This window comes from Chryseobacterium sp. II3a (genome assembly GCF_057815135.1).
The window spans coordinates 166,213-179,817 of sequence record NZ_JBYPZJ010000002.1 but is presented as its reverse complement, the minus strand read 5'-3'; the positions used below and the strand labels follow the sequence as shown (position 1 = coordinate 179,817).

Sequence of the window (13,605 nt, the reverse complement as noted above, 5' to 3'; positions counted from 1 at the left end):
AGATTTTATTTTGTAATATCTATATCTTCTAAAAACTTTTCTTTTATAATTTTCTGTATACCATCATATGATACATTTTTTATGATAGAATCTTGTTTTATATTCTGTATAAAATATTTTAAATTCTTTTTATTTATTTTGTCTGGAGTCATTGAATAGGTCGTATCAACAGAAATTAGCAAATAATTGTTTTTGAATTTACAATCCACTAATCCACTGTCGATAATCAAATCATTATTCTTTAATAATCTATTTTGGTTACCTCCTTCATAGAGAACTTCATACCCGAGAGGTAATTTTTCTGCTTTATCTGAAAAGTTGCAGGAGTATAAAATAATTGATAAAATTAAAATGGTTACTTTCTTCATGTTAAAAAAATATTATGGTTTACGCTTTGCTGTATACCAAGCTGGTTTTATTGTGTTTATTCCTTTAAAATTAATTTTATATTGCAATCTTTTCCTGTCACAAATTCTGCTGTTGAATTTCTAATTAGAAAAATATAAGTATTTTCTTCTTGTATTAGATATGTTTTAGACTTTGATAAAGGGTAATATAAGCCTCACTTTATGTTCTCTGATGTGTCACGACTTTGGATAAAGTTTATAAATTACTTTATTTATTTGCTTGAAGCCTGGAGACTTTGCGCAGCGGGGGAATCAGGAAGCTTTTTTATAAATTCTTTGATTTTAATGTCTTGTAGCCCATCATGTTGCAAGTAATGTTCAATTTTTAATACTTTATTATAATCTTTACGAGATATTTTATACCTAAGAATTCCTAAAGAGAATTTTGATATTTCAACTCTTAAATTTTCCATTTCCAATCGATGAACCTCATCATCTCTTTCAAGCATTTTTTCAAGATCTATCAACCTTTGACATATATAATAAATTTCATCTTTAAGGAATACAGGAGAAAACCCAAGTAAAGAAAATATTCGTGAAAAGATAATTTTTTTTAAACCATACTCTTTTATTCCATGAAAATATTCTAATTGATTAACATTTATATCCACATTTAATATTAAAAAGTTCACTACTTTTTTAGGGGCTACCTGATTTGAATAAAAATTTTTCAATTCTCTGATACTTGTCCATCCTGCTCTGTGTAATGATAAGCCTGCTTGATGTAAATAAGCAAATAAAAATACACACAAGTTATATTCTAATTTAATTTTTTTCATATTTTCATTAAAAAGGTTACCACCAACGTTTAACATATTTTGGGTTCAAACTTCTTATATCCAATTGCATACGTCCTTCTATCATAATTCTACCAGAATTTCCCGTGCCACCAATATGAGGAGTAGAGGCTAGACCCTTGCTCTTCGAGGTCTTCCGACTTTGGAGAACGTTTATAAAATTACTTTTATTTATTGGCTCAAAGTCTGGAGACTTTGCGCAGCGGGGATTCCCGAATATTTTCATGACTTTATTTTATAAATCTATTTTTTTATAAATTCCCAATAAAATGCCTTTTTATATTCTGGTTTAGACTCTAAGAGTAACCTCAAGCCTATATTTAATTTAATAAATTGTTCTTTTTGTATTTCAGTCTCTATACATTTCGGAGGATATTTTTCATTCTCAAAATAGAAATTTGATGTAAGCACTACCTTTTCATTTTGATAATTTTTACATTCTCCAAAAACAAAATCACCAAACTCTTTTCTTAGTTTCCATAGATCAGATTTCTCTTTTTCAGTTATAGGTATAATGCCTTTTTCTTCCAAAGGAACAGAGTAGAGTCCACATCTTACTCTATAATAAATTCCTGTTTTACTGTCATAAGATTCTATTTTAGATATGAAATTATCTCTTTTTATTATTTCTTCATAGTAGAAATCTTTATGCTGTGAAAATGCTAGACACGGCAATAAAAAATTTAATAAAATTAATTTTTTCATAGTAATCACTTTTTATAATACATAAACCTTTGAAATACTGGAAGTATTTTTTTATAAGTATCATCCACTAAGCTTCTTAATACATTTGGTAATCTATAATATTGAGTAATATTAAGTTCATCAACAGTAAATTAAAACAGTATCACCAGTCTGCTCCCCATAACAGCCATCACATCCTGCTTTAGTAAGCTGCAAGACTCCAAATGAGTTAGATACCTCCATCATAACATGATCTTTATCGTATAATCTTAATGTAGCAGGACTGCCAGTGTTAGGATCATTTAACCCCATTCTTACATTTCCCGATGGAAGCAAACGAAGCCCGGAGTTGTTATTAGCCTTAAAAATAAGAGACTGGTTATCTGTAGTACCAAGGAAGTTTGAAGACTCATTTGTGCCCGAATTTCCTGTTGTGTTTCAGTTTTGTGCGAAAATACTAGATGCAGTGATGCTGCAAACTAGTAATAGTGTCCGTTTCATATATTAGAAAATAAAGTTATTTTGAATTTGAATGGAAGTATTTCCGATAAACTTTGAATTGTTTCATCATTTTTGATCATGGTTGTTTTTTTTTGCAAATATAATGAGTGCTTATCTGAGATCAAATTTAATGTGCTGTTATTGCGTGTTTTATACTTTTTTTTAGAATCGTTGATTATTTTGATTGATACCATTAATAAGTATGGCGTTTTTTTTGAAAATAAATAACAACTGGGTGATAAATATGATTTTTGAAAAGCCTGTAAATATAAAATAGGAATGATTTTTGTCATGTTTAAAACTTTAACGATTCACCTATTTTAGAAAAAAGCTTTACCTTTGTCACAATGAACCTGTTAAGATGGATACTGGCAATTTATTTCATGGCGTTATCACTGATGCCATGTGAAGATGTGTCTCATCCATTGAACTCAGGAAACAAAAGTATTTCTTTAAGTATTTCCGAGACTCATTCTACAGACCAAGGAGATATCTGTTCACCATTGTGTGCATGCAGTTGCTGCCAAATGACAGTTTCAGCATTTAAAATGAATCCATTACTGGAACTTCCTGAGCAGATTCCTGCTTATTTTTCAAAGAAGATCTTATTTCATAAAAACGACTTTGCCTACCAGATTTATGATCCTATCTGGCAGCCTCCCAAGATTTAATTTTATTGATTGTTAGAAAGTTATACTTTCTAAGCCTACTTGAAACTTTGCAATACTATTGCAGAGGTTTTCAGGATATTTTTGCTGCAGTATTCTATACTGTATGCCTTATTTTCAATAAAATTAAATAAAATCGTGTTAGATAAAATCATAAAATTCAGTATCAAAAACAAGGTTATTATTGGTATAATGACCCTGGTATTGGTTATTTGGGGAGCATGGAGTGCCAGCAAATTACCCATTGATGCCGTACCGGATATTACCAACAACCAGGTTCAGATCATTACGGCTTGTCCTACATTGGCAGGGCAGGAGGTAGAGCAATTGGTCACCTTTCCCATTGAACAAAGTATTGCCAATGTCCCGGATATTCAGGAAACAAGAAGTATTTCAAGATTCGGATTGTCTGTTATTACAGTAGTTTTCAAAGAAAATGTAGATGTTTACTTCGCCAGACAGTTAATTAACGAACAGTTAAAAAATGCAGTTGAAGAAATTCCTAAAGGAGTGGGAACTCCTGAATTAGCTCCTGTAAGTACAGGTCTTGGAGAAGTATACCAATACATCCTTCACCCTAAAAAAGGAAGTGAAAAGAAATACAATGCCAAGGAGCTTAGAACCATGCAGGACTGGATTGTTCGCAGACAGCTCAACGGAACTCCTGGAGTGGCCGAGATCAATAGTTTTGGAGGAGAATTAAAGCAATACGAAGTAGCTATTGATCCCAACCGATTGAAAGCAATGGGAACAAGCATTACCGAAATCTTTACAGCCCTTGAAAAAAATAACCAGAATACAGGTGGTGCTTACATTGATAAAAAACCCAACGCCTATTTTATCCGTGGAATCGGACTGGTAACTTCTCTTGAAGATATTAAAAACATTGCCGTTAAAAATGAAACCGGAAGTGTCCCTATTTTCATCAAAGATGTTGCCGATGTTCGTTTAGGAAGCGCAGTACGTTATGGTGCTTTAACTTATGATGGAAAGGTAGATGCTGTAGGTGGAGTAGTGATGATGCTGAAGGGAGCCAATAGTAATGAGGTTGTAAATAACATTAAAGCAAAAATTCCTACTATTCAGAAATCACTGCCTGACGATGTAGTGATAGAACCATTTTTAGATAGAACAGATTTAGTTGGAAGAGCTATTAGTACCGTTGAGAAAAATCTCATCGAAGGGGCACTGATTGTTATTTTCGTTCTTGTGGTTTTCCTAGGAAATCTTAGAGCTGGACTAATTGTAGCATCAGCCATTCCGCTTTCCTTATTATTTGCTCTGGGGATGATGAATGTCTTTGGGGTAAGTGCTAATCTAATGAGTCTTGGAGCGATAGACTTCGGGTTAATTGTTGACGGAGCGGTGATCATTGTAGAAGCAACTTTACACCATTTGGGCGTAAGGAAATCTATGAGAACCTTAACACAGTCTGAAATGGATGAAGAAGTTTTTCTTTCTGCCTCAAAGATCAGAAGCAGTGCCGCATTTGGAGAAATCATCATCCTGATTGTATATATCCCGATTCTTACTTTGGCGGGTGTAGAAGGAAAAATGTTTACCCCAATGGCAAAAACCGTAGGATTTGCGATCCTTGGAGCATTGATTCTTTCCCTGACGTACATTCCGATGATGAGTGCCTTATTCTTGTCTAAAAAAGTATCACACAAAGAAACTTTTTCTGATAAAATGATGAACTATCTTCAGAAGATCTATCAGCCATTATTACAGAAAGCTATCAAAGTAAAATATATCGTTGTTTCAGCAACAATAGCGGTTTTTGTGATCGCTGCATTTGTCTTTAAAAATATGGGTGGTGAATTTATTCCCCAATTGCAGGAAGGAGATTTTGCTTTCCACTGTATATTACCACAGGGAAGTTCGCTCAGCCAGAGTATAGAAACCTCAATGCAGGCTTCCAGATTGATCAAACAATTTGATGAGGTTAAAATGGTCGTTGGAAAAACGGGATCTGCTGAGGTTCCTACAGACCCGATGCCGCCCGAAGCCACCGATATGATTGTAGTATTGAAGCCGCAAAGTGAATGGAAAACCAAAAAATCCTATAATGAGCTGGCAGATGAGATCAGTGAAAAACTGGAAACCATTCCCGGAGTATTCTTTGAGAAAAATCAACCCATTCAGATGCGTTTTAATGAATTGATGACGGGAATCAGACAGGATGTTGCGGTGAAGATCTTTGGAGAGAATTTAGATTCATTGGCGGTGTATGCTGATAAGGTTGGAAAAATTATTCAGACCGTGGATGGAGCAACAGCTCCGCAGATTGAAAGGGTAAGCGGTCTTCCACAGATCAATGTTCAATATGACAGAACAAGAATTGCCAATTATGGATTAAATATAGAAGATGTCAACAATGCGGTAAGTACAGCCTTTGCAGGAAAAGCTGCCGGACAGGTTTTCGAAAATGAAAGACGTTTTGATCTGGTAGTTCGTTTAGACAGTCTTCACAGAACAGATATTTCTGATGTGAATAACCTGATGATCACCTCAGCTACAGGAGCTCAGATCCCATTATCACAGGTTGCCAATGTGAGTTATAAACTTGGGCCAGCACAGATCAGTCGCGAGCAAGGGAAGCGTAGAATTGTAATAGGGTTCAACGTGAAAGGGCGTGATGTCGAAAGTGTAGTGAAAGATATTCAGACCAAGTTGGATAAAGTAAAATTGCCATCCGGATACTATTTTACCTATGGCGGACAATTTGAAAATCTTCAGGAAGCCAGCAAACGTCTGATGATTGCAGTTCCTGTCTCGTTGCTGCTTATTTTTATGCTGCTGTATTTTACATTCAAATCATTCAAGCAGGCTACTTTGATCTTTACAGCGATTCCAATGAGTGCCATTGGAGGAGTATTTGCGCTTGTGGTAAGGGATATGCCATTTAGTATCAGTGCCGGAATCGGATTTATTGCCCTCTTTGGGGTTGCGGTTCTTAACGGAATTGTACTGATTGGAACCTTTAACCAGCTCGAAAAAGAAGGCGAAACAGATATCTTAAAACGGGTTTTTGAAGGAACCAAAACCAGATTAAGACCTGTTCTGATGACTGCAACCGTAGCTTCCCTCGGATTTTTACCGATGGCTATTTCTACAGGAGCGGGGGCAGAAGTTCAGAAGCCTTTGGCAACCGTAGTCATAGGAGGTTTAGTAACGGCTACTTTCCTTACGTTATTCGTGCTACCAATGCTGTACATTATTTTTAACACAAAGATTTTGAAGAGAAAAAATAATAATCCTCAGTCATTTACCATCGTTCTTGTATTGGGATTAATGATGCTTGGGCAAACATTCAAAGCTCAGTCCAGACCTATTTCAGTGGAAGACGCGGTACAGATGGCGATTAATAATAATTTGACTTTACAATCAAAAGACTTAAGCATTAAATCAACAGAAGCCCTGCGTCCAACAGCTAAAGAGCTTCCCAAATTAAGCTTTGATGCCCAATTGGGACAATACAACAGTCCGAAATTTGACCAATCTTTTGCGATTTCACAAAGTATTCCTTTCCCGACTTTATTTAAAGCCAGAAAGGAGCTCATTAATGAAAATATTAAAAGCAAACAGATCGATAAGGAGATTACGACCAATGAATTGATAAAGGACGTTCGTACTTATTATTATCAGATCGAATATCTTCAGTACAATAAAGAAAAACTGACCAGTTTAGCTGGTTTTTATGAAGAATTTATCAGAATTGCAACAGTAAGATTTAAAGCGGGTGACATCAAAAAAATAGAGATCAATACCGCAGAAACTCAAAAAGGAGAAATTGATCTGCTATTGAAACAAAATGATGTCTATTTGAATAATGCCTATAAAAATCTGAAAACCCTTCTGAATACTTCAGAAAATCTCGAAGTGCCATTCAATGTAAACTATGAACCATTGAAAGCTGAAAATGTTTTGGATAGCAGTGTTATAGCAAATAATCCTACGGTAAAAGCTTTCTATCAGGAAATGGAAATTGCAGAGAAGAATAAAAAGGTAGAGAAAGCTACAGGGTTGCCGGATTTTAGTTTGGGATATACCAATCAGTCCTTGATAGGTTTTCATACCATTAATGGGCAGGAGAATTTTTATGATTCAGGAAAACGTTTCCAGTCTGCAACAGTAGGAGTAGCCATTCCATTAACTTTTGGTGCTACAAAAGCAAGAATGCAGGCATTGGAATATGATAAACTGGTAGCAGAAACCAATGCAAAAATGCAGAAGAAACAGCTTGCAGCCCAATTGGAAAATGCTTTCAATCAGTATCAGCAGGATGTTCAACAATATGATTACTATACCAACCAGGCATTACCCAATGCTGAAAAAATTGTAAAAGCAGCCCAGTTAGGATATAAGACAGGTGAGATTTCCTATGTAGAATATCTTTTTGCTCTACAAACGGCAACGAATATTCAGTTAAAATACCTGGAATCTATTCAGCAGGTGAATCAGGCTGTAGTGACCATTAACTCAATCATTAATAAATAATATGAAGTCGATTGCATACGACCTTAGAATCAATAAAAATTCAAATATGAAACTCAAATATAATATCATAGCCCTTGTATTCATTTCTCTTTTGGCGGTAAGCTGCGGAAAAAAAGAAGCTGCGGAAGAGAAAGCGCCTGAAAAAACAGAGCAGAAAGAACAGGCACATGAAGATGAGCCACAAACTATTGCTTCTCTGACGGAAGAACAAATGAAATCCGTTGGTGTTGCTCTGGGATCGGTAGAAATGAAAGAACTGACCTCCACGGTTAAAGCCAATGGTCTTTTGAGCGTGCCTAACAGCAATAAGGCAACCATCACTTCTTTGTATGGAGGAATTATAAAAACAATAAATATTCAGGTAGGAAGTATTGTGAAAAAAGGACAGGTAATCGCAACCATTGCCAATCCAGAGTATATTCAGCTACAGGAAGATTATTTAACTACCAACAGCAGAATTACCTATGCCGAACAAGAATTCAGAAGGCAGAGAGAACTTTTTGATAATGATGCTGGTGCGAAGAAGAATCTCCAAAATGCTGATGCCGAATTGAAGACGCTGCGAACTAAAAGAGCCTCTCTTTTAAAGCAGCTTCAAATGATGGGAATCAATCCAGGAAATGTAAACAATGGTAACATGAGATCTGGTTTGGTGATTACAGCTCCAATCAGTGGTACCATTAGCGGAATTACAGCGCAGATAGGAAGTTATGTAGATATTTCTTCTCCTGTGGCCACCGTGATTGATAATGGTTCTATTCACCTGGATCTTCAGGTATTTGAAAAGGATCTTCCTAAAATGAGAGTAGGGCAGATTGTACATTTTAAACTTACGAATAATCCTGAGACAGAATATGATGCTAAGATTTACAGCATTGGATCTTCTTTTGAAAACGAGAGTAAGACCATTTCGATGCACTGCGAAGTGATCGGAAATAAAGCAGGATTAATTGATGGAATGAATATTACAGGGATCGTAAGCCTTGATAAAAGTGTTACCCCTGCAGTTCCTACCGAAGCTATTGTAGAAGCTGACGGGAAATTCTATGTTTTTATTCAAACCGATAAGAAAGTAGAAGAAGAACATGATGAAAAAGGAAAACCTCATCCCAAAACTGTAAACTTCGAAAAAATAGAAGTAGTGAAAGGAACTTCAGATATGGGATATACTGCCATTACGCCTGTAGGAAATATTCCGGACAATGCTAAAATTGTAGTAAAAGGAGCCTTTTTTGTGAATGCTAAATTGGTGAATTCAGGAGAACATGAACATTAATGAAGGAGATTAGAATCAATAAAATGTCGATTTTTATACGTAAATTAGAACTGTTTACGGACTTATTATAAAAACCGGCTGAGGAAAGTAAAGATGATCTTACAAACTTTAATACATGACCTATTATGCTATTAAACAAAAAAATATCAGTCTGGTATTTCATCCGTGAAATAAAGTCTCAGATTCTGTTCATCGGAATATTTGCCGTAGCCATCGGACTTTTGGACATGCTGCCATGGTTTCGGAAGATTTCACTTCCATTGAATATTCCTGCACTTTTGGGAACAGCGGTTTCATTACTGCTGGCATTCAGAACTTCCCAATCTTATGAAAGATGGTGGGAAGCAAGAACGGTTTGGGGAGCTATTGTGAATGATTCCAGAACCTTCGTAAGGCAGGTGATGCAGTTTTTACCTGCTGAAGATCATAAAACCGTCAAAGAATTTGCAGAACGGCAGATCATCTGGACGTATGCTTTGGGAGAATCATTGAGAAAATTACCTTTTTCAGATAAAGTTCAGAACTATTTGAATGAAAATCAAATCAAAGCTGTTAATATTCCCAATGCACTTCTTGATGCACATTCAAAACAGCTTAAAGAAATTGGATCTTCAAAATTGACAGATTTTCAGCAAATGCAGTTAAATGATATGGTAACAAGGCTCTGCGACAGCATGGGAAAATGTGAAAGATTAAAAAATACTGTTTTCCCAAGGGCTTACAGCATTCTGGTTCATACCTTAATCTATGTATTTGCTATTATACTGCCATTTGGATTAGATGATTCACAGCTGATTGTGGAGATTCTTGTTACTTTCCTGGTGCCGATCGTATTCATTGCCATAGAAAAAACGTCCATCATGATGCAGGATCCATTTGAAAACAGACCTGTAGATACGCCGGTAACTTCTTTGGCACAAACCATAGAAATCAATATCAGACAAATGATGGGGGAACAAAATGTTCCTTTGAAAAAAGAAAATACATCCTATTATGAAATGTAATTAAGCCATTAGCTATGGAAAATACCAAAACACAAATACAAACTCCCTCCGCAGCAAGCAGACATAAGAAGAATCTACTGATTGTACTGTGTCTTAGTGGAACTTATCTCATTGCTGAGGTTATAGGCGGAATTGTTACCAATAGTCTAGCATTACTAGCGGATGCTGCACACATGCTTACTGATGTAGTAGGCTTACTATTAGCATTTATAGCCATAAAAATTGGAGAAAAAAAAGCAGATCCTTCCAGAACATATGGGTATTACCGTACCGAAATATTAGCAGCGGTTGTCAATGCTGTGGTTTTGCTGGGAATTTCGATCTATGTATTGTTTGAAGCTTATCAACGGTTTCAGAATCCACCGGAAGTACAGAGCAAGTCAATGTTGATTGTAGCAGGGATAGGATTAGTGGTCAATATTGTCGGGATGATGATCCTGAGAAAAGATTCAGAAGGAAGTCTGAATATGAAAGGAGCTTATTTTGAAGTGCTTTCCGATATGTTAACTTCCGTAGGAGTAATGATAGCCGGAATTATTATGCTGACAACCGGGTGGTATTATGCAGACCCCTTGATTTCTGCGGCTATCGGATTATTAATATTTCCGAGAACCTGGCGATTGTTAAAAGAAGCCATTAATGTATTATTGGAAGGAACTCCGGCTGATGTTGATATTTATGAATTAAGAAAATCTTTGGAGCAGATTCAGGGGGTAAAGAATGTTCATGACCTTCACGTATGGTCGTTGACCTCCAGTGTTAATGCGATGAGTGCCCATGTTGTGAAAGATAACGGAATTTCTCAGAATCTATTGTTAAAAGTACTGACGGATACTACTATTAAAAATTTTAAAATAAGCCATACAACATTTCAGATCGAGGAAGAAGGGTACGAAGAAAATGAAGTACATCTGTAATATTTTAAAAGATTAAAAATGAAAAAAGATATAGAAAACAAACTCATTGATAAAAATACCAAGCCCACCAGTATGAGGATTTTGGTCTATGATTTTTTAAGCTCACAAGACGCTGCATTATCTTTGTCTGAAATAGAAAATCACTTTGAGAATGCAGACCGAATTACCATTTACAGAACATTAAAAACCTTTGAAGAAAAAGGAATTGTTCACAGCATCCAGGAAAATACGACTACAAAATACAAATTGTGTGATGATGATTGTGATGAAAAAACACATAAAGACTGGCATCTTCATTTCTATTGTAAAATATGCAAACAGACTACCTGCAAAGAAGATATTTCCTTCCCGGAAAACATACAAACTGATTTCCGAATTGATGAAATAAGACTTTTTGCGAAAGGAATCTGTGAAAATTGTCTTGAAAGTTTGCAATAGCATTGCATCAGTCTCACCATTAAATTTGTATAAAAATATCAGTTATGGAAAAATGCTGTAGTACAACCCCAGAAAAAAAAGATCCAAAAGGACATACTCATCATCATTCAGAAGGAGATGGGCATAACCATGACCACGATCATGATGACCATGGCCATTCTCATGATACCGGCGATCAAACGATCTTTCAAATGTTTTTGCCGGCGATTATATCTTTTGTGATCTTATTATTAGGAATTGCTTTTGACAACTATATAAAACCAGGATGGTTTACAGGATGGGTACGCTTAGTCTGGTACTTGGCAGCTTATATTCCTGTAGGATTCCCGGTATTGAAGGATGCGTTTAAAAGTATTATCAAGGGCGATGTTTTTTCAGAATTCTTTCTGATGAGTATTGCCACCATTGGAGCCTTTGCCATCGGAGAATATCCTGAAGGAGTTGCGGTGATGCTTTTTTATGCTGTAGGAGAGGTTTTCCAATCTATGGCGGTTACCAGAGCGAAAGGAAATATTAAAGCTTTATTAGATCAACGCCCTGATGAGGTTACGATCATGGAGAATAATCAGCCCAAAACCATTAAAGCTAAAGAAACTAAAATAGGAGATGTGATCCAGTTAAAACCTGGTGAAAAGCTGGCGCTGGACGGAGAACTGATTTCCGATTCAGCTTCATTTAATACTGCAGCTTTGACCGGGGAAAGTAAACCGGATACCAAAAATAAAGGAGAAGTAGTGTTAGCAGGGATGATTAATATGAACAGTATTGCTTTGGTAAAAGTAACTACTGCTTATGAAGACAGTAAATTAAGCAAAATATTAGAGCTGGTTCAAAACGCAACCGCTCAAAAAGCCCCTACAGAATTATTCATCAGAAAATTTGCAAAAGTATACACCCCGATTGTTGTATTTCTGGCCATAGGAATTACTTTTTTACCTTATTTCTTTGTCAGTGACTATCTGTTTAGAGACTGGTTGTACAGAGCATTGATCTTCCTGGTGATTTCATGTCCTTGTGCCTTGGTTATTTCTATTCCGTTAGGGTACTTTGGAGGAATTGGAGCGGCCAGTAGAAACGGAATTTTATTTAAAGGAAGCAACTTCTTAGACAGCATTGCAGAGATTCAGAATGTAGTGATGGATAAAACCGGAACCATGACGGAAGGAGTTTTCAAAGTTCAGGAAGTAAGCATGAGCTCTGAATTCAATAAAGATGAAATCATGCAGCTGGTCAATCTGCTGGAAAGCAAAAGTACACACCCGGTAGCTACAGCTATCCACAATTATGTAGGAGATATTAATTATTCCATTCCGATGGAAGATGTAGAAGAAATTGCAGGGCACGGATTAAAAGCTACAGTTAATGGCAAAGAGTTATTGGTAGGGAATTTTAAATTAATGGATAAATTCAATATCAACTATGATATCAACCATGCTAATATTGTATATACTCTTATTGCTATAGCATATGATAAAAAATTCGCAGGATATATTACCATTGCAGACAGCATTAAAGGAGATGCAAAAGAAACAGTGGACAACCTTCATAAAATGGGCGTAAAAGCCACTATGTTAAGCGGTGACAAAGGAACTGTTGTAAAGTATGTAGCTGATCAATTGGGTATTGATAATGCATTTGGAGATCTTCTTCCGGAAGATAAAGTGAATAAAGTAAAAGAGATCAAAGGCAAAAATCAAACGGTAGCATTTGTAGGTGATGGGGTGAATGACGCTCCTGTAGTGGCTTTAAGTGATGTAGGAATTGCAATGGGAGGTTTAGGAAGTGATGCTACGATTGAAACTGCAGATGTTGTTATTCAGGATGATAAACCGAGTAAAATTCCAATGGCAATCAATATTGGTAAACAAACGAAAAAAATCGTTTGGCAGAATATTATTCTTGCTTTTGCCGTAAAAGCAGTGGTTCTTGTACTTGGAGCAGGAGGTTTGGCCACCATGTGGGAAGCCGTTTTTGCAGATGTAGGTGTTGCTTTGCTGGCAATTTTAAATGCGGTAAGAATTCAACGAATGAAGTTTTAAAAATTAAAAACATACAACTATATTATATTAATGAAGGCTCTGCTGATTACAGCGGAGTCTTTTTTTGTTGTTGGAATTCGCAAGGGTGCAAGGCTTTTATTCTTCTTGTGAATATTTTTAAGGTGCAAGAAAATCAAAGGTTTTCAGCAAGAGGAGCTTCCTAGTTTGCCACTGATGCAAGAATAAAATGATTTTGTTTTCAAAAAAGCTTTTCTATGTGCCTATGTGGTTAGAAAAAATTAAACCACATAGATACATAGGTTGTAAGCCAAATAAATTAATTTGTGAATTCGTGGCCATTAAATGTCAAGTTTTCAATTTTATCGCAGATAAAATCCTAGCGCCTTAAAACACAATCTTTTAAAAACTCTTCA

Annotated in this window: 11 protein-coding genes; 7 read left to right on the top strand and 4 right to left on the bottom strand. The window is 35.8% G+C overall.

Annotated features, from left to right (window positions below):
- Window positions 1–5 precede the first annotated feature (5 nt).
- The 4 genes from AC3HD6_RS05665 to AC3HD6_RS05650 all read right to left on the bottom strand — a co-directional run bounded on the left by AC3HD6_RS05665 (window position 6) and on the right by AC3HD6_RS05650 (window position 2,224).
- On the bottom strand, window positions 6–368 hold the full coding sequence (locus tag AC3HD6_RS05665) for a hypothetical protein (protein WP_488895465.1): 363 nt from the start codon (window positions 366–368) through the stop codon (window positions 6–8).
- A 251-nt stretch (window positions 369–619) separates the two neighbouring features.
- Window positions 620–1,222 (bottom strand): hypothetical protein, encoded by a 603-nt coding sequence (locus tag AC3HD6_RS05660; RefSeq protein WP_488895464.1) that lies wholly within the window; start codon window positions 1,220–1,222, stop codon window positions 620–622.
- 225 nt (window positions 1,223–1,447) lie between these two features.
- On the bottom strand, window positions 1,448–1,909 hold the full coding sequence (locus AC3HD6_RS05655; RefSeq protein WP_488895463.1) for a hypothetical protein: 462 nt from the start codon (window positions 1,907–1,909) through the stop codon (window positions 1,448–1,450).
- A 120-nt stretch (window positions 1,910–2,029) separates the two neighbouring features.
- Window positions 2,030–2,224, bottom strand: a complete 195-nt coding sequence (locus AC3HD6_RS05650) for a hypothetical protein (protein WP_488895462.1) — start codon at window positions 2,222–2,224, stop codon at window positions 2,030–2,032.
- 512 nt (window positions 2,225–2,736) lie between these two features.
- Here AC3HD6_RS05650 and AC3HD6_RS05645 point away from each other — a divergent pair.
- The 7 genes from AC3HD6_RS05645 to AC3HD6_RS05615 all read left to right on the top strand — a co-directional run bounded on the left by AC3HD6_RS05645 (window position 2,737) and on the right by AC3HD6_RS05615 (window position 13,231).
- The gene (locus tag AC3HD6_RS05645; RefSeq protein ID WP_488895461.1) at window positions 2,737–3,060 is read left to right on the top strand and encodes a DUF6660 family protein; all 324 of its coding nucleotides are present in this window, start codon (window positions 2,737–2,739) and stop codon (window positions 3,058–3,060) included.
- A 135-nt stretch (window positions 3,061–3,195) separates the two neighbouring features.
- Entirely contained in the window at window positions 3,196–7,557 is a 4,362-nt protein-coding gene (locus tag AC3HD6_RS05640; RefSeq protein ID WP_488895460.1) for a CusA/CzcA family heavy metal efflux RND transporter, read from the top strand.
- Window positions 7,558–7,603: 46 nt separating this feature from the next.
- Window positions 7,604–8,833, top strand: a complete 1,230-nt coding sequence (locus AC3HD6_RS05635; RefSeq protein ID WP_488895459.1) for an efflux RND transporter periplasmic adaptor subunit — start codon at window positions 7,604–7,606, stop codon at window positions 8,831–8,833.
- A 125-nt stretch (window positions 8,834–8,958) separates the two neighbouring features.
- Complete coding sequence (locus tag AC3HD6_RS05630) at window positions 8,959–9,837, top strand: bestrophin family protein (protein ID WP_488895458.1); 879 nt, start codon at window positions 8,959–8,961, stop codon at window positions 9,835–9,837.
- 14 nt (window positions 9,838–9,851) lie between these two features.
- A complete protein-coding gene (locus tag AC3HD6_RS05625) occupies window positions 9,852–10,754 on the top strand; it encodes a cation diffusion facilitator family transporter (RefSeq protein WP_488895457.1) in 903 nt (300 codons plus the stop codon).
- 18 nt (window positions 10,755–10,772) lie between these two features.
- The gene (locus tag AC3HD6_RS05620) at window positions 10,773–11,192 is read left to right on the top strand and encodes a Fur family transcriptional regulator (protein ID WP_488895456.1); all 420 of its coding nucleotides are present in this window, start codon (window positions 10,773–10,775) and stop codon (window positions 11,190–11,192) included.
- Between the two features lie 44 nt (window positions 11,193–11,236).
- Window positions 11,237–13,231, top strand: coding sequence for a heavy metal translocating P-type ATPase (locus AC3HD6_RS05615; protein ID WP_488895455.1), 1,995 nt, complete (start codon window positions 11,237–11,239; stop codon window positions 13,229–13,231).
- Window positions 13,232–13,605: the final 374 nt, after the last annotated feature.

Bases quoted from the DNA above. Each gene is read 5' to 3' on its own strand.
- AC3HD6_RS05660 (WP_488895464.1), bottom strand. From the start codon at position 1,222: ATGTTAAACGTTGGTGGTAACCTTTTTAATGAAAATATGAAAAAAATT.
- AC3HD6_RS05620 (WP_488895456.1), top strand. From the start codon at position 10,773: ATGAAAAAAGATATAGAAAACAAACTCATTGATAAAAATACCAAGCCC.
- AC3HD6_RS05665 (WP_488895465.1), bottom strand. From the start codon at position 368: ATGAAGAAAGTAACCATTTTAATTTTATCAATTATTTTATACTCCTGC.
- AC3HD6_RS05630 (WP_488895458.1), top strand. From the start codon at position 8,959: ATGCTATTAAACAAAAAAATATCAGTCTGGTATTTCATCCGTGAAATA.
- AC3HD6_RS05625 (WP_488895457.1), top strand. From the start codon at position 9,852: ATGGAAAATACCAAAACACAAATACAAACTCCCTCCGCAGCAAGCAGA.
- AC3HD6_RS05655 (WP_488895463.1), bottom strand. From the start codon at position 1,909: ATGAAAAAATTAATTTTATTAAATTTTTTATTGCCGTGTCTAGCATTT.
- AC3HD6_RS05615 (WP_488895455.1), top strand. From the start codon at position 11,237: ATGGAAAAATGCTGTAGTACAACCCCAGAAAAAAAAGATCCAAAAGGA.
- AC3HD6_RS05645 (WP_488895461.1), top strand. From the start codon at position 2,737: ATGAACCTGTTAAGATGGATACTGGCAATTTATTTCATGGCGTTATCA.
- AC3HD6_RS05635 (WP_488895459.1), top strand. From the start codon at position 7,604: ATGAAACTCAAATATAATATCATAGCCCTTGTATTCATTTCTCTTTTG.